This is a genomic window from Corallococcus sp. AB011P, assembly GCF_003611605.1.
GTDB classification, from domain to species: domain Bacteria; phylum Myxococcota; class Myxococcia; order Myxococcales; family Myxococcaceae; genus Corallococcus; species Corallococcus coralloides.
Genome location: NZ_RAVX01000024.1, coordinates 1 through 20,719 on the forward strand (window position 1 = coordinate 1; position 20,719 = coordinate 20,719).

Annotated in this window: 13 protein-coding genes and 2 pseudogenes; 5 read left to right on the plus strand and 10 right to left on the minus strand. The window is 68.4% G+C overall.

Translation table 11 applies throughout. The features are described 5' to 3' along the window. Positions 1-94 precede the first annotated feature (94 nt). Both tnpB and D7X30_RS35875 read right to left on the minus strand, forming a co-directional pair. Positions 95-460 carry an IS66 family insertion sequence element accessory protein TnpB gene (tnpB, locus tag D7X30_RS35870; protein ID WP_147443401.1) on the minus strand — a complete coding sequence of 122 codons (366 nt, stop codon included), beginning with the start codon at positions 458-460 and terminating at the stop codon, positions 95-97. 4 nt (positions 461-464) lie between these two features. Further along, a complete protein-coding gene (locus tag D7X30_RS35875) occupies positions 465-779 on the minus strand; it encodes a hypothetical protein (RefSeq protein WP_120567480.1) in 315 nt (104 codons plus the stop codon). Between the two features lie 418 nt (positions 780-1,197). Here D7X30_RS35875 and D7X30_RS35880 point away from each other — a divergent pair. Beyond that, positions 1,198-1,440 (plus strand): annotated as a pseudogene (locus tag D7X30_RS35880) (transposase domain-containing protein); the annotation flags it as partial. Positions 1,441-1,519: 79 nt separating this feature from the next. After that, positions 1,520-1,801, plus strand: a pseudogene (locus tag D7X30_RS35885) (transposase domain-containing protein); the annotation flags it as partial. A 79-nt stretch (positions 1,802-1,880) separates the two neighbouring features. On the opposite strand, the gene D7X30_RS42100 reads toward D7X30_RS35885, so the two are convergent. The 4 genes from D7X30_RS42100 to D7X30_RS35890 all read right to left on the minus strand — a co-directional run bounded on the left by D7X30_RS42100 (position 1,881) and on the right by D7X30_RS35890 (position 6,296). Further along, positions 1,881-2,024 carry a hypothetical protein gene (locus D7X30_RS42100; RefSeq protein WP_158619446.1) on the minus strand — a complete coding sequence of 48 codons (144 nt, stop codon included), beginning with the start codon at positions 2,022-2,024 and terminating at the stop codon, positions 1,881-1,883. Between the two features lie 208 nt (positions 2,025-2,232). Beyond that, entirely contained in the window at positions 2,233-3,309 is a 1,077-nt protein-coding gene (locus tag D7X30_RS41760; protein WP_147443402.1) for a hypothetical protein, read from the minus strand. Between the two features lie 30 nt (positions 3,310-3,339). Then, positions 3,340-5,010, minus strand: a complete 1,671-nt coding sequence (locus D7X30_RS41765) for a hypothetical protein (RefSeq protein ID WP_147443403.1) — start codon at positions 5,008-5,010, stop codon at positions 3,340-3,342. Between the two features lie 215 nt (positions 5,011-5,225). After that, positions 5,226-6,296 carry a hypothetical protein gene (locus D7X30_RS35890; protein WP_199724641.1) on the minus strand — a complete coding sequence of 357 codons (1,071 nt, stop codon included), beginning with the start codon at positions 6,294-6,296 and terminating at the stop codon, positions 5,226-5,228. Positions 6,297-6,538: 242 nt separating this feature from the next. Between D7X30_RS35890 and D7X30_RS35895 the strand changes: the two genes are divergently transcribed. Then, on the plus strand, positions 6,539-6,913 hold the full coding sequence (locus tag D7X30_RS35895) for a DUF962 domain-containing protein (protein ID WP_120567482.1): 375 nt from the start codon (positions 6,539-6,541) through the stop codon (positions 6,911-6,913). A 21-nt stretch (positions 6,914-6,934) separates the two neighbouring features. On the opposite strand, the gene D7X30_RS35900 is transcribed toward D7X30_RS35895, so the two are convergent. Both D7X30_RS35900 and D7X30_RS35905 read right to left on the minus strand, forming a co-directional pair. Continuing rightward, a complete protein-coding gene (locus tag D7X30_RS35900) occupies positions 6,935-7,798 on the minus strand; it encodes a pirin family protein (RefSeq protein ID WP_120567483.1) in 864 nt (287 codons plus the stop codon). A gap of 18 nt (positions 7,799-7,816) precedes the next feature. Then, a complete protein-coding gene (locus tag D7X30_RS35905; protein ID WP_120567484.1) occupies positions 7,817-8,905 on the minus strand; it encodes an alkene reductase in 1,089 nt (362 codons plus the stop codon). A gap of 55 nt (positions 8,906-8,960) precedes the next feature. Here D7X30_RS35905 and D7X30_RS35910 point away from each other — a divergent pair, with 55 nt between their 5' ends. Both D7X30_RS35910 and D7X30_RS35915 read left to right on the plus strand, forming a co-directional pair. Next, positions 8,961-9,926 (plus strand): AraC family transcriptional regulator, encoded by a 966-nt coding sequence (locus D7X30_RS35910; protein WP_233592007.1) that lies wholly within the window; start codon positions 8,961-8,963, stop codon positions 9,924-9,926. Between the two features lie 314 nt (positions 9,927-10,240). Beyond that, positions 10,241-10,765 carry a hypothetical protein gene (locus D7X30_RS35915; protein WP_147443404.1) on the plus strand — a complete coding sequence of 175 codons (525 nt, stop codon included), beginning with the start codon at positions 10,241-10,243 and terminating at the stop codon, positions 10,763-10,765. Between the two features lie 6 nt (positions 10,766-10,771). On the opposite strand, the gene D7X30_RS35920 is transcribed toward D7X30_RS35915, so the two are convergent. Beyond that, complete coding sequence (locus D7X30_RS35920; RefSeq protein ID WP_120567487.1) at positions 10,772-19,528, minus strand: non-ribosomal peptide synthetase; 8,757 nt, start codon at positions 19,526-19,528, stop codon at positions 10,772-10,774. Positions 19,529-19,589: 61 nt separating this feature from the next. Continuing rightward, the gene (locus D7X30_RS35925) at positions 19,590-20,714 is read right to left on the minus strand and encodes an inosamine-phosphate amidinotransferase 1 (RefSeq protein WP_199724642.1); all 1,125 of its coding nucleotides are present in this window, start codon (positions 20,712-20,714) and stop codon (positions 19,590-19,592) included. Positions 20,715-20,719 lie beyond the last annotated feature (5 nt).

Consider the following 20,719-nt stretch of genomic DNA (forward strand, 5'->3'; position numbering starts at 1 on the left):
CTCCTCGCGCCAGGGGCAGAAGTGGTCTTGCGGAAGCTCGCGCGGCACTTCGCCTCAACACGCCTGCGCCACGCCGCGTCCCGGGCCGGGCACGTCAGGTGCCAGTACGCCCGGGAGGCGTCCAGGCGGGCTGGCGCCTCACCTGGGCCACGTCGATGCCGTCCAGCAGCATCGCCAACTGCGTGGCGTCCAGCGTCACCGCCTGCGCGCCCTCGTCCACCGGGGGTAGCCGGAAGCGGCCCGTCTCCAGCCGCTTGTACAGAAGCACGAAGCCGCCCCGACTCCACGTCAGCACCTTGACTCGGTCGCCCCGCCTGGAGACGAAGGCGAAGAGGTGCCCCGAGTAGACGTCCTCCCCCCATGCGCCACGCACCAGCGCCGTGAGGCCGTCAATCGACTTGCGCATGTCCACCGGCTCCACCGCCAGCACCACACGCACCGAAGCCGGAAGTGCGAACACCCTCTCACCGCCCCAACGCGGCGACGAGCCGGGCCACGTACGCCACGTCGGTGCCCACGGCGAATCGCACCCGCGCTCCGCTCGCGACCACCACCTCCAGCAGGCACTCCGTCGCTTCGGGGGACGCCGCCACTTGCACGGGCAACAACCGCACCGGCTCGGCTCGTGACAGCGTGGCCCGGCGTGCCCGGTATACCCACGACTGCAACGTGCTCAGCCGCACGCCCCGCGCCAACGCGAACTCCCGCTGCGTCTGCCCGCTCGCCTCGAAGGCTTCCGCGATGCGCGCCCACTCCGGCTGCTCCACCTGCTTCGCCATGCCCGGAAGCGTCCGCTGCGCGCCGCTACCCCGGCAATCCCTCACGGCACGTCGTTGGCCGGACGGTTACGAACGGGCCAAGGCCTTGAGTGGACCGAGGGTCGCGTCGCCGCGTACAGGCGGACGGCCCGGATTCCAGCCTATGCCCCCGCCCGCGAGGACGGCGCCTGGCTCACGATGCGGGATGCCGCTGTAGCGCTCGGCGTGCCGAGCCAGGTGATTCGAAAACTCATCCAGCGTGGACTGCTGCCCGCCAAGCAGGTGATGCCGGATGCGCCATGGCAGATTCGAGTGGAGGACCTGCGAGCCGCGCACGTGCTCGAGGCAGCCCAGAAGCGTCGTACGAGCCCGCGAGGCGCGCGCAAGCCTATGCGGTCGACAACACCCCGAAGAGGTGACGCACAATGAAACCCCCATTGCCCTGGGGCGTAAAAACTTTCTCTTCGTCGGCCACGAGGCCGCGGGGGCAAACCTCGCCGACCTCTACGCTCTTGTCGCCACTTGCGAGGCCAACCAGGTTAATCCCGAGGACTACCTCGCGGATGTCCTGCTACGCGTCCAGACGCACCCACACTCGCGCATCGGTGAGCTGCTACCTCACGAGTGGAAGCGGCGACGCGCCGCTGACCCGCTCGAGTCACCCCTCCAGCCCAGTCCCTGACCAGCTCACTCCTCGCGGCGCTCGCTGAGCACGGCCGGGGCCTGTCTTCAAGCGTCCCGGCACGTCACTGGCCGGACGGATACACAACAACCGCTCGGAATCGGCGCTGCGCAAGGCGGCCCTGGGCCGGAAGAATTTTCTCTTCGTCGGCCACGAGGCCGCGGGGGCGAATCTCGCCGGCCTCTATGCCCTCGTCGCCACCTGCGAGGCCAACCAGGTCAATCCCGAGACCTACCTCGCCGACGTCCTGTTGCGCGTGCAGACGCACCCCCACTCGCGCATCGGTGAGCTGCTACCCCACGAGTGGAAGCGGCGGCGCGCTGCTGCCCCGCCCGAGTCACCCCTCCAGCCCAGTCCCTGAACAGCGGACTCCTCGCGGCGCTCGCCGAGCACGGTCCGCGTCTGTCATCAAGCCTCCCGGCACGTCATTGGCCGGACGGTTACGGACGGTTACGGAACACCCACGACTGCAACGTGAGCAACCGCACGCCGTGCGCCAACGCGAGCTCCCGCTGCGTCTGCCCGCTCGCCTCGAAGGCCTCCTCGATGCGCGCCCACTCCGGATTCTCCACCTGCTTCGCCATGCCCTGAATCGTCCGCCGCGCGCCGCTTCGCCAGCAATCCCTCACGGCACGTCATTGGCCGGACGGTTACCGCTGGCCTGAAAGAGCCAGTTGCGCCGGCTTCGAGTCGAAGACAGACGCAGGGGCAACGACCACTTCGGATTTCTCCTCCGCGGTTGCTGCGTCATACTCCTACGTCGCTTCTGCCCTGACATTTGTTAGGGGGCTGTCAATGAGTAGGCCAAGGGGTCGGCATCCATACGCAATGTGCAAAGTCGCATGGCGCTCTAGCAATGAATAAAATTCTACGACCTACCGGAGGCAAGTTGTTTGTTGAGAGCCTTCGCTCCTGGCCTGTGTCGAGAATCCCACGAAACTCAGGGCCAAGAATTCCATTGCAGGACTCAACAACGAGCATTTCGTCTGGAATTACATTGCGGGAAATCATTCCGTCGACGACGGCAATCACTCCTGCTATTGCCTCTTCTAGTTGGAGTCTTCGTGATTTAAAGGCTGAAGGCTTGTCGTGAGTGTATGGTTGCAGAGCGGTGCTGAGGTTGTTGAACTGGCTCTGTTCCGGAGGCGTGAAGATTTGAAGCGGTACATCCCGAATGTCGGTTGTACCAATTTTCTCCAGCTTTGAAGATAGTTTCCTTAGGGCAAGATTGAGAAAGCCTAAGTCTGCCCAGCCATCCTCGCAAATGACTGATGCGAGTTCTTTTCGCGTGTTCTCTAGGTCAGGTGAAACGATTTTCTGGAGTCGTCTTGGAATGTTGAGAGTGCCGGGGTCTGCAAGGATTTCTGCAAAGGCCTTGTCGTGGCCAATGGATAGGTAGAAAAGTAGAACAGTTCGAAGTAGACGTTCGGCGCGCTGCCGGCTTAGTGCCGCCGCCTTCTCGTCCTGTTGGGATATCGCTAGTTGCTGAATATCGAGCCATGCGGTTCGCACGCTCTTTAGGCCAAAAACAGCCATTCTGGGCAGGCCCACCGCATCGAGTACGCGATTCGCCCATTCCTGGGGTGGTTCACCCGCTATTAATGATTTCTCTATCCCCAGATTTACAAGTAGGCTCTTCCGTTCGGAGGCTCGAAGCGCCTGGAAGACCCATAGTGCGTCATTCCGGGTCTCAATATTCTCTCTTACCCAGAATCGAAAGACTTCTGCGCTAGAAAGAGAACTCGAATACCACTGCTTGCCTTCTACTAGTGCACGCAGTTCATCATCAAAGACCGCACCGAGAGTCTGTCGTAGTGCGCTCTCCAATGTTGTCACGCCTTGGTGTGGTGCGTTCGTGTTGGTGCTCATTGGGCAGGCAATCCGATGATGTTTAATTTGCTAATCTTGCTGCTTGAAGAGACGATGAGGGTTCTTCTTGTTTTTTAGCTGCGCGATCGTTTTTTCGTGGGAGAGGACTTTTCGAATTGCGTCGCTCAGGTCGTCGCGAGCCCCTTTGCTACCGTCGAATCCGCTCAACCCCCACTCTGTGAAAAATTCAGGCGACAAGGGTGTGAGGGTGTTTTTTACTAGTTCTGAGAACTTATCAGCGTTCGGCAGTGACTGGTTTAGTGGAGTCCCTTCGGTTGTGGATTTCGTCTGAAGAAACTTATTTAAGTAGCCAAGGACGGTCTCTTGGAAAATCTTCAGAACCGTGGCGGTCATCAGTTTGGATGCCGGTAGTTTTTTGTTTTTGTCTTTGAGCTCTGATGAAAACACTCCTGAACCCTTGTAGCGCTCTCTTGTGGCGCTCCAAAAGGCTATGAACATCTCAAACCAGAGTTCTTCCGATTTCCAATACTCGGTTCGATCTGTTCTCCGCTTTCCTTGGTTGAGGTGATCGAATAGTTCAAGAATGGGCGACTGGCGCTCATACCAGATTTGAACAACTTTGCCGCGCATGGCTGCAGCATCAAGGAATCCATCTTCTTTCTTGAGCCCAAAGGCGAGCAATCCAAAGAAGGGACTTTGCTCGTCCTCGTGAATCCGCATGACTGCCTCAATAAGGCCGACGCGGATATTTGCTTGGCGAAGTCGCTGTTCGATTTGGGCTCTTTGGCTCTTTGAGAGTGAGTTGCCGACAATGCTGATGAGTAGACTTTCTGGCACTCTTCGTGCGGTTCTGTTTGTTACAATGAATTGAAAGGCCAGTTCCGGCCAGTTGGCAGTTGGCAGTGCTGTGACGAGAAACGGAATGTCGCCCAGGTTCTTTGTTCCCATGACTCTATGTTGGCCATCAATCAGGATTCCTGGCTTGAGTTCGTCTTGTATGTCCTGGTGGATGGTTTTGAGGAAGCTTGCACTTCGCTCTTGAAGGAGTTCTGCCTTTAGATGGCCTAGTAGCGTCAATCTCCCTGCGACAATCTGCTGCTCGCCTGGAGAAAGCCCGGAGAGCTTTTCCTGGATTTCTTGAGGGAATTCGGCTTCGGACGGAGAGTCTTCTGTTTCATGAGTCGTGCTCTCCTCTGTGGGTTCGTCGAGGGCAATGGTTTTCCCGGATTGTATTTGCTTGTCGAATAGGTTTGAAAGTTCGTCCAGTGTGTCTTCTTTTATTTTTGTGATATCTGTTAGTTCGAGGTAGGTGATGTTCTTGAGGGCTGGGACGCTTGAGAGGATTGTTTTTATGGTTTCAGTGGGGTCTTGAGATAGCGGTAGTTCGGTCCATTTGACCTGGATAGTGCCCGTGGTGGGGGTGTTCGGTGTGATGTCGGAATCCTTGATTGGCTTTCCGGTGCTGTCTTTGGCGGAGAGCCGTCCCTGAGAGCGGAGGGGGTCAAAGCCAATGACGACTGCGGTCGGTGAGGCGTTGGCAGTGTTGTTGAAGAACTGCCCAACTTCTTCAATGTGTTTGGGAATTTCTGCTCGTTGGAAATTTCTTACATTGCCGGTGCGCTTTGTTGGAACCCTGGCCCATTGGTCAATCTCGCTGCTTGGTGCCGTGAAGGCTACTTGTAGGGGCGCGTCTGGGCGTTGACGGAAGAAGATTGCGCTGTATGTTTTTGACTTTTCCATGCTGTGGTTTTAGGCTGTGGGTTTGTGTGTTTTTGGGGTTGAGGTGGGCGGGCGCGCTTGGGTGGGTAGCGTTTGCTCGCGGCTCTGGGAGCGCATTGGGGGGCTGACGACGTGGAGCTTTGATCTCGTCAAATTCGACTCTAAGGCCTCATGTTGCCACCAGCACGTGGGCACTACCAGAAACGTCGTCTTGCATCCTTGCGGCCTTGGCATTGCTAAGAGAGTCGCTTCGCGTCAGCGGGGGCGTTGGGGTGGCGCGCGAGCATCATGCGGAGCTGGGGCTGACGGCGGACCAGCTCCTGCTTGAGCAGGTGCGCGATGAGCGCGGGCGGCGCGGCGCTCCAGCGCGCGATGTTCTGCACCAGCATGGGCGAACGGTACGTGCGCCCGCACAGGAGCGACGTCGTCTTGCCGTCCACCGGCATGCCCACGAGCGCGCCCAGGGCTCGGCCTTCCGTGTTGAGGATGAGCTCCACCTTCTCCTCGGACGGGCCGGTGGAGAAGCGCTGGCGCAACAGCTCGCGCGCGGTGCGGCGGGTCTGCTCCGGCACGTCGCGGTCCACCGTGAGCTTGTGGTGCTCCATCAGCCGGCGCATCGCCCACAGGCGGCGGAAGAGGGCGGCCGGCAGCTGCGGGTTGCGCACGAGGAAGCGGCGCACGCCTGTGTCGGACGCGAAGGCGGCTCGGGCCACCAGCGCCTCCAGGCCCACGGGGTTGCGGTGGTGCCTCGCGATGAGCCGTGCGTGCGCGAGGCCCACTCGCGAGTTCTCCAGCACGGCCTTGATGACGGCGGGCACCGGGTCGAAGCACAGCGCGGACAGCTCCGGGTCCTCCGCCCCGTGCGCGAGCGCCACCCGCTGGTCCTCCGGCAGCGCGTGCAGCCGCGTCTCGAAGAGCTTGCGGTAGTCGCCCTGCACCGTCTCCGGTACGTCGTCCACGGGGCCGGCTTCGTCGTCGGAGCCGTCCGAGGACTCCGCCTCCGGCAGCGGTTCGGTGTCGCTCGCGTCGAGCGCCGGCGCGGGATGATCCGTCAACGGGGCCGGAGCTTCCGGCGGCCGCACCGTGTTCACGGGACTCGCGGCCTCCGTGCCCGGCAGCAGCGCTCCCTGGGACACCAGCCTCGTGAGGATGTCTCGCAGCTTGTCTGGCGGGAACCCCGTCAGCGCGGGCAGGTCCTTCTCGCGCGTGTGGCCGTCCAGCCGCGACAGCACGAAGCCCTCCTCCGCGTTCAGCGGGAGCCGCCGCAGGTCCACCGTGGGGTTCAGCTTGGGCGTCCAGTCACTCATGCGCGCCCCCGAGTCTTTCACGACACGCGCGGTTCGCGCCTCCTTCCGTCTGGGCCGTCCGTACCGGATTGTTCCCGGTCCGTCCGAAAACGACAGGCCGCGTCGAGGACCGCCTGGCTGCCCTCCTGCCCTCGGTCCCCGTCCGGGTTGCGGCCCTGGCGGAGCCGACCGGTGTCGGTGCAGGCACGAAGGAGGCCCTCATGGGTTGACGAGAGGCGGGCAGCTGGACACAACTTCACTTCATGTCCGACCGCATCCAGACCTATGCCGAGTTCTGGCCGTTCTACCTGCGCGAGCATTCGCATGCGTCGACACGCTGGCTGCACCTCGCCGGCACCAGCCTGGGCGTGGGTCTGGGTATCACCGCCGCCGTCACCGGACGCGGCGCGCTGATTCCCGCCGCCCTGGTGTGCGCCTACGGCTTCGCCTGGGCCAGCCACTTCAAGATCGAGCACAACCGCCCCGCGACCTTCAAGTACCCGCTCTGGTCGTTCATCTCCGACTTCCGCATGGCCGGGCTGATGCTGATGGGCCAGCTGGGCCCGCACCTGGAGCGCGCGAACTCCGGCGCGCCGGCCGGCGCCACCCTGGCGCCGGCCCCCGTCGAGAGCCGCTGACGCTCGCGGCTCCGCGGTTCGCTACCTCGGCGGTGGCGGACCGAAGCGGCCCGCGCGGTACCCCTCGAAGGACCTCAGGATGTCCTCCTGGGTGTCCCCGATGAACGGCCCGTGGCTCACCAGCGGCTCGTGCTGCGGCTGACCCGCGTACAGCAGCACCCGCGCCCGCGTCGTCCCGGTGACGCGGACCGTGCTGTCGCCTCCCGACACCGGCCGGTCCAGCCAGCCCACCTGTCCGGGCTTCAGCGCCCGCCGGTCCGGCCCCACCGCGACCTCTCCCTCCAGCACGTAGAAGAAGCCGTTGTACGAAGCGGGCAGCTCCTGCGCGATGGACGCGCCCGGCTCCAACTGGAGCTCCGCCAGCGTGACGGGCACGTAGTTCTTCGTCGCCGACCGCACCGTCCCCGACGTGCCGCTGTACAGCCGCACCTCCACGCCCGGCTCGCGCCGCACCGGCAGCTCCGCGTACGGCAGGTCCTGGTAGCCCGCGGGCACCCAGCGCTGGGCCTTTGGCAACGTGAGCCAGAGCTGGAGGATGCGCGCCTGGCCCAGGTCGCCCTCCAGTCCCTCGCCGTGGATGACGCCGCTGCCCGCCGTCATCCACTGCACGTCGCCTTCACCCAGGCTGCCGCTGTCGTGGGTCATCCCGCCCTTCACCACGAGGGTCACCGTCTCGAAGCCCGCGTGCGGATGCGGCCCGCCGATGGGCTTGCCGTCGATGCGGTCGTCCATCAACAAGATGAACGGATCCGACCGCGCGTAGTCCTCCGGTGAGATGACCGGCACCACCGTGTGCGCGGGCCCGAACTGCCCCTGCGTGGGCTCCGGCAGGTCGATGATCCGCTCCAGCCTTCGCTCCAGGACGTCCATTCGCTGCGTGCTCATGATGGTTCCCTTCCGGGCTCAGGTGAGCGCCGGGTAGCTGGTGAAGCCCTGCTCCTCGCCCTGGAAGAAGGTCGACGCGTCCGGCGTGTTGAGCGGGGCGGACCGGCGGAAGCGCTCCGGCAGGTCCGGGTTGGCGAGGAACGGCACGCCGTACGCCACGAGGTCCGCCTCGCCGCGCTCGATGACTGCTTCACCGGCCTGCGCGTCGTAGCCCCCATTGGCGATGAGGACGCCCGGGAAGGCCTTGCGGAGCGCCGGAGTGATGCGCTGCTCGGGCGCCGGAGCGGCGGGGCCCGTGACGAGCTCCGTCACGTGCAGGTAGCCCAGGCCCAGCTTGCCCAGCTCCCGCGCGATGTACGCGAACGTCTCCGCGGGCGTGGAGTCGTGCATGCCCGTGTACGGGAAGTTCTGCGGAAAGAGCCGGTAGCCCACGCGGTCCGCGCCGAACACCTCCGCCACCGCCCGCGCCGCCTCCAGCGGGAGGCGCGCCCGGTTCTCGATGCTGCCGCCGTACGCGTCCGTGCGCTGGTTGGAGCCGTCCCGCAGGAACTGGTCCAACAGGTAGCCGTTGCTGCCATGCAGCTCCGCGCCGTCGAAGCCGGCCTCCTTCGCGTTGCGAGCGGCCTGGCGGAACTGCTCGACGATGCCGGGGAGCTCATGCGTCTCCAGGGCCCGGGGCGTCCCCGCGCGCTTCTTGCCCTGGAACGTGAAGACCTCCTGCTCCACCGCGATGGCGGAGGGGGCCACCGGCAGCTCGCCGCCATGGAAGTCCGGGTGCGAGACGCGCCCCACGTGCCACAGCTGCGCGAAGATGAGGCCGCCCGCCGCGTGGACCGCGTCCGTCACCTTGCGCCAGCCCGCCACCTGCTCCGGCGAGTGGATGCCCGGCGTGCGGATGCCCCCGACGCCCTGGGGACTGACCTGGGTGCCCTCCGAGACGATGAGGCCCGCGGACGCCCGCTGCACGTAATAGGTCACCGCCAGGGGGTTGGGGACGTTGCCGTCCACCAGCGCCCGGCTGCGGGTCATGGGGGCCATCACCAGCCGGTTCTTCAGTTCGAGCCGGCCCAGACGCAAGGGGGAGAGCAGCTTCAGTGTATTTGCCATGGCCGTTGAATGCTCCAGGCGCTATGGACGTTCCATGGCATCCAGTCCAAATAAATTGACCGATCGTCCAGGAGTGCTGGAGGGACAGGGTGCGGATGTGCTGGCGGACGTGCTGGACACCCTGCGCCTGTCCACCCGGATGCACGGCCGTTTCGAGCTGTTCGCGCCGTGGGGGCTCCAGTTCGGGACGTCCCCGGGCGCGCACATCATCCTCGTCGCGCGCGGCGGGGCCCGGCTGGAGGTGGAGGGCGTTCCAGGCGCCCTGGAGCTGTCCGCGGGGGACCTGGCGGTGCTGCCGCATGGCGGAGGCCACACGCTGCGCGACGCGGAGGACAGCCCCGTTCATGTCCTTGCTCCGGGAGCCTGCGCGAGCGCCCGGGGAAAGGGTTCCATCCGGCTGGGCGGCGACGGAGAGCGGACGACGCTGGTCGCGGCGTCGTTCCAGTTGGGCGTCGCGCCGCGCACGCTCCTCTTCAAGGAGCTGCCTCGTGTCATCCACCTGGCCGCGGACGACGCGGCGACGGCACCTTCACTGGCGTCCACGGTGCAGTTGCTGCTGACGGAGAGCGCGTCGTCGCACCCGGGCGCCACCGTCATCATGAGCCGGCTCGCGGACATCCTGCTGGTGCAGGCCCTGCGAGCGCACATCATGAAGTCGGAGGAGTCGTGCCGGGAGAGCGGGCTGCGGGCGCTGGCGGATCCGCAGATTGGCAAGGCGCTCGCGCTCATCCACGAGCGCCCCGAGGAGCCCTGGACGGTGGAGAGCCTCGCGTCCTCCGTGGCCCTGTCGCGGTCCGGCTTCGCCGCGCGCTTCAGCGAGCTCGTGGGAGAGCCGCCGCTGGAGTACCTGGTCGGGTGGCGGATGATCAAGGCCGCCCAGCTCCTGCGCGAAAGCGAGCTGCCCCTGAGCGAGGTCGCTCCGGCCATCGGCTACCAGAGCGAGGCGTCCTTCAACCGGGCCTTCAAGCGTTGGGACGGGACCGCTCCCGGCGCGTACCGCCGCAGCCACCGCCGGGCGTGAATAGGGAGTTGGAGGTCCGTTGGAGACGCGACGCCTCAACCTGACCGACTGTCGGACAGGTTTTGAGGCAGCCGTGCCCGGGTGGGCTCCTGGCTGTTGAGTTCGTTGTTGCGCGCAATCTGGATGACCGTGCGGTGGCGCGGCGGCGAACACCGGGGGCATCCGCGCGCTCGCGGTGATGAATCCCCCCGTGGCCCCCGCATGCACCCGCGGGTCCACAGCCGGGGTGCGTCGTCCATCGTGTGCGGGCCTCCTGGGCTTCGCTCGCGGGGGGCTGTTGGAATTAGAATCGAGGCGGCGCGTGCCCCTCTCCCATGACGACCTCTCCCAAGCAGCGCGGTGATGCCGCGTCCTTCGCTTCCTATTTCGCCCACCGCGCCATCGCCGAGCGCGGCTTCGTGTGGGGCGCCCCCGACGGAGCCCAGGCCCTGGCGGACGCCGTGGACGTGGTGGTGCACCGGTGGGACGCGCGCGGGCTGAAGCTGGCGTGCATGGTGGACCGTGAGGAGACCCCGGAGCGGCGCTTCTCCCTGACGCGCGAGCAGGTGACGGCGCTGGCCCTTCGCGGCCTCGATGCCGGCGCGGCGCGCTCCCCGGCGCGGCGTGCGTCCATCGAGGTGTTCGAGCTGGGACGGCCGCCCATGTCCGAGGACCGGGCGCGGCTGGGAGCGCTGCGCAGGGCCTCGGGCGCGGAGGGTGTCGACATCACGCCGTGGATCCTCGACCCGTCCACCGGGGACCTCTGGTCCGGTGCTCCGCTGGGCGGCTTCTTCGTCGGACGGCGCTTCTTCCAGGAGGTGATGCGCGGCTACGTCGCCGCGCATCGGCCTCCCGCGTAGGGCGCGTCAGGCGGGGGCGGGCCGGCCCCGGTCTCGGCTGGAGAAGCGCCACGTGTCAGGGAAGCCCCGCTCCGCGAGGAGCGCCTGGCACCTGGACAACCGCGCCTCCACGTCCGGCGTGCGCGGGTCGAAGAGGAGCCCCGCCACCGTTCCGCTGTGCGCCACCTGGAGCCCCACCGCGCCGGAGGACTCCATCACCTCCAGCAGCATTTCGAAGTGGGGCTTGGGCAGGAAGCGCTGGTTGATGCGGGCGCTGGCCGTGGCCACCTCTCCCAGCAGCCGGTAGTCCCGCGTCGCGAGCGCCTGCTCCAGCGACGCTCGCAGGCGCTGGAACGTCTCGATCTCCTCGCTGTCGTAGCGGGCGGGCGCGTGGGCCAGGGTGTCCACGCCCTTGCCGCCCGCGTCCAGGTTGATGCTCACCACCCGCAGGTCGAGCACCTCGCCGCTGAAGCGGTGGAGCACGACGCCCTCGCGATGTCCGAAGAGCAGGGCGCTGTTGCCGAAGATGGTGGAGTCCGACGCCGTCTCCGCCTTCACCGCCAGCCGCGCGGTGTCCTCCGGCGTCAGCGGCCGGTCCAGCGCCGCGGACACGGCGCGGATGGTGGCCACCACGTCGCTCGTGGACGAGCCCAGCCCCCAGCCCACCGGGATGTTGCTGTGCACCACCAGGTGCGCGCCGCGCGGCTCCACGCCCGCCCACTCCAGGGTGAGCGCGGCGGCCCGGCCCGCCTTGGTCTTCCACGCGGGCTCCACGGTGAGCCCCGCGCCGGACGTGAGCTGGAAGCGCGCCTCCGAGCGCAGCATGCCGCACGGCAGCGACAGCAGGCCCCGGTGCAGGCGCCCGTCCGCGTCGCGGAACACGCCCTGGAGCAGCTCCCCGTGGTGGCCCACGGCCTCGCCCTGGCCCACGAGGGAGGGCGCCCCGGCTGCTTCCGCCACGGGCACGGCCGTGAGGGGGACCGCCGGGGAAGTCGCCGCGTCCGGAGCGGCGGCCCGGGTGGCCAGGGCGTCGCCGACGAGCTTCTCCAGGCCGTGGATGGTGCGGTGCTTGAGCAGTTGCCGCAGGCCCAGCGTCACGCCGAACTGGTCGGTCAGGCGCGCCAGCAGCTGGAGGGCGCGCATGGAGTGCCCTCCCAGCTCGAAGAAGTCCGCGTGGATGCCCACGCTGGTCAGGCCCAGCACCTCCTTCCAGAGGGCCGCCAGCCGCTCCTGGAGCGGCGTCTGGGGCGCGACCGGCGGCGCGGCGGGCCCTTCGTCGCCAAAGGCCGGGGGCAGGGCCCGCTCATCCACCTTGCCGCTGAGATGGCGGCGCAGGCGCGAGACGAACTGGTAGCGCTCCGGCAGCATGTAGTCCGGCAGCGTCCTCGCGAGGAAGTCCTGGAGCCGGGCGCCGTCCACGTGTTGCCACGGGGAGGCCTCGCCTTGCGCGTGGGGGTGCTCCATCCACACGCTCGGGTCGTGGTACTCGCCGAAGCCCTGCTCCACGTCCACCGTCACCGGCTGCATGGTGCCCGGGAGCGTGTACTCGCCGGACGCGGTGAGCCGCTGGCCGCTCCACCGCTCCCACGAGGCCAGGTCCGCGCGGATGTACTGTGAGCGCGGCTCCACGTGGAGCATCCGCCCGCCCACGCGCTCGTGGATGCGCAGCCACGGGTCCTGGAGCTGTCCGTCCTCGCGGCGCGCGTGGCACCACTGCTCGAAGGACAGGTCCGGGCGCGACGCCTTGCCCGTGGGCCGCACCGGGACGACCACCCGGCCCAGCCCGTGCGCGCGCGCCAGCGCCTTGAAGCCCCGCAGGATGAGCGTGGCGAGGCCCCGGCCCAGGGCGTCCTCGGCCACCACGCCGGTGAGGATCATCAGCGTGTCGGCGGGGACGCCGCGCGCCGCGTCCTCGAAGCCCTGCCGCAGCCCCGCGTCCCAACCCGCGGGCAGGCCCTCGCGCGTGCCGTCCCAACGGATGGGCAGCGCGTTGCCGGCGGCCACCACCGCGTCGTCCTCGTCGACGAGCGCGAACTGGTGCGCGGCGAACTCCTCCGCGAGCCTCGGCCAGAGCTCGCGCAGGACGGTGTCCCCCGCGAAGAAGTCCGGCCACGCGCCCACGTGCAGGTCGTCCATGGCCCGCTTCAGCTCCGGGCGCTGGGCGAGCGTGAACATCCGGTAGCGCAGGCCCTCTCCCTGGAGCGTGCTCGCGGCCTCGTGCAGCTCCACGGTGGCCACCAGACCGTCGCCGCCGCCCGGCTTCTTCGCGTGCCGCACGATGCAGCCGGCCACGGCCGGGTGCGCGGCGAGCCGGGATTCAATCTCCTCCAGCTCCACGCGGTTGCCGCGGACCTTCACCTGCTTGTCCACGCGGCCGATGAACTCGACGTCGCCCGCCTCGGTGTACCGGCCCAGGTCTCCGGTGCGGTACATCCGCGTGCCCGGCTCCGGGTGGAAGGGGTCTGGCAGGAAGGCGCGAGCGGTGCGCGCCGGGTCGCCCAGGTAGCCTCGCGCGAGCCCTGGCGTGCTCACGTACAACTCGCCCGTGACGCCGAAGGGCACGGGGCGCAGCGCTTCATCCAACAGGTAGAGGCGCGTGTTGGCGATGGGCCGGCCCAGCGGAACGATGTCGCCCTCCACCGGCCGCGCGCAGTCGAAGCGGCTGGCGTCCACGGTGACCTCCGTGGGGCCGTAGTGGTTCGCCAGACGTGCGGGGAACGTCGCGAGGAACGCGTCGCGCAGCTCGCGCGGCAGGTACGCGCCGCCGGAGAGGATCCGCCGAAGCGACGGCAGCTCCGGGATGCGCCCGGCACGCCGCGCGTCCACCAGCTCCCCCAGCATCAGGGGCACGCACTGGAACAGGGTGATGGATTCGCGGCGCACGACCTCTGCCAGGTACTGGGGCGAGCGGGCCGCGGCGTGCGGCGGAATCACCACCCGCGCGCCCACGGTCAGCGGCCAGTAGAGGTCCAGCACGAACGGGTCGAACGTGAACGAGGTGAGCAGCAGCACCGCGTCGCTCGCGTCCAGCGCGTAGTCCCGCTGGGTGGAGGCGACGACGTTGGCGATGCCCCGGTGCTCGATTTCAATGCCCTTCGGCACGCCCGTGGTGCCCGACGTGAACAGCACGTAGGCCAGCGCGCGGCCCCCCAGCGAACCCGCCGGAGCGGTGGGGGGCCGGGACGCGACGCCAGCGCGCTCCGCGTCCATGGAGAGCACCGTCAGCCCCGGGCGCTGGAGGCTTTCAACCGGCTGCCCCAGGGTGATGAGCAGCCGGGCTCCTGCCGCGTCCAGCACCTGGGCCTGACGCTCCTCCGGATGCTCCGGGCTGACGGGCACGTACGCGGCTCCCGACTTGAGCACGGCCAGCAGCGCGAGCACCAGCTCCGGTGACGGCTCCAGTCGCACGCCGACCCGGTCCTCCGGGCCCACGCCGTGCGCCCGCAGGTGGTGGGCCCAGCGGTTGGCCTCGCGGTCGAGCTGCCGGTACGTGAGGTGTCCGCCCTCCCAGGACAGCGCCACCGCGTCCGGCGTGCGCTCCACCTGTGCTTCCACCATGCGGTGCACGCCGGTGTCCGCGTCGAAGGGCAGCGCCGTGTCGTTGAACGCGTGCAGCAGCCGCTGCTCCGACGTCGTGGACAACATCCGGTAGTCCGCGAGCGCGCGGGTGGGGTCCGCCACCAGCTGTTCGACGAGCGAGAGGTACTGCTCCAGCATCCGCTCCGCGGTCGCGGCCTTGAACAGGTCGGTGTTGTAGTTGAGCCGGACGATGACGCCGCTGGCGACGTGGTCCACGATGTACGTGAGGTCGAACTTGGACGTCTCGCTCTCGGCGACCTCGATGCCGCGCAGGAACTCCAGCTGGAGCCCGTCGAAGCGGACCTCGTCGGCGAGCCGCAGCTTGTTGTTCTGCAGCCCGTACATCACGGAGAAGAGGCGGTTGCGGGACAGGTCCGCGTCCGGGTTCAGCTCCTGGATGGCCAGCACGCTGGGGTAGACGTGGTGGTCATAGGCCTCCGCCGCCGTCTGGCGCGTGTCCTCCAGCAGCTGCTGGAAGGTCATGCCGGACCGCACGGTGCAGCGCATGGGCAGCGCGGTGGCGAAGAGCCCCAGGAGCGGCGCCACGCGCTCGTCGTCGCGGTTGGCGATGGGCGTGCCCACCACGAAGTCCCGCTGTCCGCTCAGCCGGTGCAGCTGCGCGTGCAGCGCGGAGAGGAAGACGATGTTGAGCGTGGTGTGGTGCCGGCGGGCGAAGGCGTCGATGGCGGCGCTCCGCTCCCTGGGGATGACGCGGTGGACCTCCGCGCCGTTGAACGTCTGGAAGGCGGGGCGCGGGAAGTCGAGCGGCAGCTCCAGGGGCGGCGGGAGCGTGGCGAACTTCTGGAGCCAGTAGCGGCGCTGGGGCTCCAGGCCTCCGGAGGCCACGGCGCCGTGGATCCACGCGGCGTAGTCCACGTAGCCCAGCCGCAGCTCCGGCAGGCGAGGGGCTCGCGCCGCGCGGAAGGCGTTGTAGAGCTCACTCAGCTCCCGCGCCAGGTTCATGGTGGAGGTCTCGTCCCAGATGATGTGGTGGACGAGGAAGAGGACGAGGAAGCGGTCGCCGGAGAAGTGCGCGAGCTTCACGTGGAACATGGGGCCGTTCTCGAAGTCGAGCGACTGCCCGCTGTGGTGCCGCGCCAGCCTCTGCACCTCCGCGTGGAAGTCCGCGTCCGGGACGTCGCGCCGGTCCAGGTACAGCGACTCGCGGGTGACGGCCACGTGCGGGCGGACGTACTGCACGGGCTGGCCGTCCACGTAACCGAAGTGCAGCCGGAAGATGTCGTGGCGGTCCACCAGCGTCTGCCAGGCGCGGGTGAAGGCGTCCAGGTCCAGGGCGCCGGTGAGCACCAGGTCGCCGATGCACACGTTGTAGAACGGGCTGTCCGGCTCCAGCTCGTGCATGTACCACTCGGGGAACTGGTACGTGGCCAGCGGGTAGTGCGCCCGGGGCTCCAGCCTGCGCAGGGGCGGCAGCGCCACCGCCGGCGCGGCACCGTCCGCGGGGACGCTCTGCAAGGCCTCGATGCGCTGCGCGATGCGCGCCACCGTCTGGCCTTCGAAGAGGTCGCGCACGGACAGCTCCACGCCGGTGAGGGCGCGCAGCTTCGCGTTGGACTGGATGGCCACCAGCGAGTGCCCGCCGAGCGCGAAGAAGTTGTCCTCCGCGCCCACGCGGGGCAGGCCCAGCAGGTCCGCCCAGACGTCCGCGATCCGCTGCTCCAGCGGCGTGCGGGGCGCCACGTACGCGGTGAGCGAACCCTGGTCGCCCTCTCCCGGCGCGGGGAGCGCGTTGCGGTCCACCTTGCCGTTGGGCAACAGCGGCAGCGCGTCCATCAGCACGAAGGCGGACGGCACCATGTAGTCCGCGAGCCGGCTGGACAGGTGCTCCGCGAGCGCGGCCGGGGTGACGGCTTCCGCCTCCTTGACGGCGGCGTAGGCCACCAGCCGCTTCGCGTGGCCCTTGTCCCCGCGCGCGACGACGACCGAGTCCCGCAGGGCCGGGTGCTGGGCGAGCGCGGCCTCCACTTCGCCAATCTCGATGCGGAAGCCGCGGATCTTCACCTGGTGGTCGATGCGGCCCAGCACTTCGATGCTGCCGTCCTCCAGGAAGCGCACCAGGTCACCGGTGCGGTACAGCCGCTGGCCGGGCTCCGTGGCGAACGGGTCCGGCACGAAGGACCGGGCCGTCTTGAAGGGGTCCCCCAGGTAGCCGCGCCCCACGCCGACGCCGCCGATGTACATCTCCCCCGCGACGCCGATGGGCACCGGCTGGAGGAAGGTGTCCAGGATGTACGCCTGGAGGTTGGGCAGCGTGCCGTTGATGGGCAGGCTGGCCCAGTGCATGGAGGGCGCGGAGCGCATGGGGTAGTGCGCGCTGTCGTCGGAGACCTCCGTGGCGCCGTAGGCGTTCACCATGGGCACGCCCGGCCACAGCTTGAACCAGCGCGCGCACAGCTCCGGCAAGAGCGGCTCACCGTTCACGATGAACCAGCGCATCCCAGACAGGTCGTAGCGGCCGGGGTTCGCTTCCAGCTCCTCCAGCATGATGCGCATGTGCGTGGGCACCGTCTCCAGGACGGTGACCCGTTCGTCCCGCATCTTCGCCAGCAGTTGGACGGGCTCCCACGCGGACTCGTCCTTGAAGATGGCCGTGCGCGCGCCCACGAGCAGCGCGCAGACGAACTGCCACACCGACACGTCGAAGCTGGGCGTGGCGATCTCCGCCACCACATCCCTGGCGGTGATGCCCAGCGTGTGCTGCTTCGCACGCAGGTGGTTGAGCATGCCGACGTGTTCGATCATCACGCCCTTGGGCATGCCGGTGGAGCCCGAGGTGAAGATGACGTAGGCGAGGCTCTCCGGCGGCACGTGCACGTCCGGGCGCGTCCCGGGCGCGTCCTGTTCCAGCAGCTCCGTCACCCGCGCTACGGGGCGGCCGGAGGCGATGTCCCGGGCGTCCGCGAGGTGGCGCTCCTCCGTGAGCAGCATCACGCACTGGCTCTGCTCCACGACGGAGCGCAGCCGGTGCCGGGGCAGGGCCGGGTCGATGGGCACGTACGCCCCGCCCGCCTTCCACACGGCGAGCATGGCGATGAGGAACTCCAGCTCCCGGTCCAGGAAGAGCGCGACGATGCGGTCCGTGGAGACGCCCGCGGCGAGCAGGTGGTGCGCCAGCCGGTTGGCCCGCGCGTCCAACTCCCGGTACGTGAGGGAGCGGCCTTCACATGTGGCCGCGATGGCGTCCGGTGTGCGGTCCACCTGGGCCTCGAACACTTCGTGGAAGCACTCGTCGCGCCGCCAGGGCACGTCCGTGCGGTTCCAGTCCAGCAGCTGCCGCTGGTGCTCCGCGGGCGTGAGCAGCGGCAGCCGGGAGAGGCGCAGGCGCGGGTCGCGCGCGGCGCCCTCCAGCAGGGTCTGGTAGTGGCCCGCCAGCCGCTGGACGGTGGCCGCGTCGAAGAGGTCGGTGTTGTATTCGAACCAGGCGACCAGGCCGTCCTTGTCCTCGGTGAGGCTCAGGGTGAGGTCGAACTGCGCGGAGCCGGTCTCCACGTCCACCGGCGTCAGCGTCATGCCGTCCAGCTCCAGGCGGGGCGGGGGCATGTTCTGCAGCGCGAACATGACCTGGAAGAGGGGCGGGCGGCTCAGGTCGCGCGGCAGTTGCAGCGCCTCCACCAGCTTCTCGAAGGGGACGTCCTGGTGGGCGTAGGCGCCCAGCGTCGTCTGCCGCACGCGGCCCAGCAGCTCCACGAAGCGCGGGTCGCCGGAGAGGTCCGTGCGCAGCGCCAGCGTGTTGACGAAGAAGCCGATGAGCCCCTCGGTCTCCACGTGGCCGCGGTTGGCGATGGCGCTGCCGATGACGACGTCCTCCGTGCGCGCGTAGCGGCCCAGGAGCACGTTGAAGCCCGCCAGCAGCGTCATGAAGAGGGTCACGTCCTGGCGGCGCGACAGCTGCTGGAGCGCGTCCGTCAGCGCCCGGCCCAGCTTCCAGGCGTGGCGCGCGCCGCGGTAGCGCTGCGCGGCCGGGCGGGGCCGGTCCGTGGGCAGCTCCAGCGAGGGCGGCGCTCCCGCCAGCTGCTGCTTCCAGTACGCCAGCTGCGCGTCCAGCCGCGCGCCGCGCATCCACTGACGCTGCCACACGGAGAAGTCCCCGTACTGCACGGCCAGGGGCGCCAGCGCGGCGGGCTGCCCGGAGGTGAAGGCGCCGTAGAAGGCGGCCAGCTCGCGCACGAAGACGCTGATGGACCAGCCGTCGGAGATGATGTGGTGCATCGTGACGAGCAGCACGTGCTCCATGCCGCCCAGGTCCAGCAGGCGCGCGCGCAGGAGCGGACCCGTGGCCAGGTCGAAGGGCCTGCGCGCCTCCTCCTCCACGCGCTGGCGCACGGCGTCCCCGCTGGCGCCGGACAGCGCCTCCACGTGCACCGGCACCTCCACCGTGGGGTGCACGCGCTGCACGGGCTGGCCGTCCACCAGCGCGAAGGTGGTGCGCAGCGTTTCGTGGCGCTGCACGAGCGCCTGGAGGCTCTTCGCCATGGCCTGGACGTCCAGCGGGCCTAGCAGCCGCACCGCGCCCGCGACGTTGTAGGCGGTGAGGCCGGGCTCCAACTGGTCGAGGAACCACAGCCGCTGCTGGGCGAAGGACAGCGGCAGGGGCGCGTCACGCGGCGCGGGGACCAGCGGCGGCAGGGCTTCTCCCGGCCCCTGCGCGCTCGCGCCCTCCACGCGGGCGGCGAGCCCCGCCACCGTGGCCGCCTCGAAGAGGATGCGCAGGGGCAGCTCGGTGCCCAGCGCGGAGTTGAGGCGCGACATCACCTGGGTGGCCAGCAGCGAGTGTCCGCCCAGCTCGAAGAAGTTGTCGTGCCGTCCCACGCGCGGCACGCGCAGCAGGCTCGCCCAGGTGCCGGCGATGAGCTCCTCCGTCGCGCCCTGGGGTGGCAGGAAGGCCTGCGCCGCCTGGGGGCGCAGGGGCGCGGGCAGCGCGCGCAGGTCCACCTTTCCGTTGATGGTGAGGGGCAGCGACTCCAGCAGCATCCACGCCTGGGGGATGAGTGACTCCGGCAGCCGTTCCTTGAGGAAGCCGCGCAGTTCCTCGACGGTGGGCGCCGTCTGTCCCTGGCGCGGGACGACGTAGGCCACCAGCTCCCGGGAGGGCGCGGTGGGGGCGTCCTCCCGCGCCAGGTTTCGGGCCGGCGGTTCACGCTGTTCGGAAGGGGATTCGGAGAGCCGGTGGGGCGTGGACGACATGTTGGAGCGGTCCTCGGGAGGGTTGTCGAAGGAGAGGGGATGCGACGCGTGCAGCCCGGGCTCAGAAGTAGGACTGGAGGACGCCACGGCGGCGCACGTCGAGCGTGGCGCAGTGGAACGAGCCTCCCAGCCGGTAGAAGTTGGTGAAGTTGCAGGTGATGGGCTTGAAGCCCCAGTCCTTGAACGCGCGGATCAGCGTGTGCTCGTTCTTGTCCACGACGAGGCGCTGCTCATCGAGCATGAGGATGTTCATGCTCAGCCACTTGCCGCTGAAGTAGAGGATGAGGTCGTCCGACGCGCAGGGCGGCGGCGCGCGGAGGATGTCCCACGACTTGAACATCCGCGGCAGTTCGTCCACGCGCTCCGGATTCACCAGCAGCTTGCCGGGGGCCAGCGGCATGAACGTCGTGTCGATGTGCATGGGCTTGGTGTCCCGGCACTTCAGCTCGTGGATGCGGTACTCGCTGCCCAGGTGCCGCCGCAGCCACTCCACGCCGAACGCGTTCGTCACGTGGCTGCGGATGTAGAAGAGGTCCCGGCCGCAGCGCACGAAGTCCGCCGCGTCGAAGAGCGGCTCGAACTCCGTGAGGGCGTAGCGCATGGGCTCGTCGTCACCCGGCACCTCCCAGGTGTCGTCGAACGACTCGTCCGTCAGCTGCGGCTTGGGCGCGGAGGTCCACCGCGCGCCCGCGTGGAAGTACTCTTTCAATAGCTTCCGGTACGGATGTACTTCGAAATAGCGGGAGCGCCACGGCATGGGCGTCTCGATGAGGTGGTCGCCCACGACGAGCAGCAGGTCGCGGGGCATGGCCGTGTAGAGGCCGCCCGGCGAGTGCCAGTCCGGCGTGGAGAAGGGCTTTGTGTGCGAGACGCGCTCGGGGCGGCGGACGCGGATGCCCTCGGCCTCCAGGATGTGCGCGAACTCGTCCAGGTCGCGGTTGGCCGCGTCCACCATGTCCTGGGGGAAGGGCTTGCCGCCGTGCTCCTGGAAGAAGCCCCAGTGCTTGCGGGGCATGGTCGACTTGAGGGTCACGTGCCACGAGGGCACCGTGGCGCCGTCCGCGACGCCGACGATGACCTCCTCGAGCGGATCCCATTCGGTGTGCGAGGAGACCACCGGAAGTGACTGGGGCTGCGGGGCCAGCGACGGATGCTGAGGAGCCAGTTGGAGGTTGGTGCGTTGCATGGCGT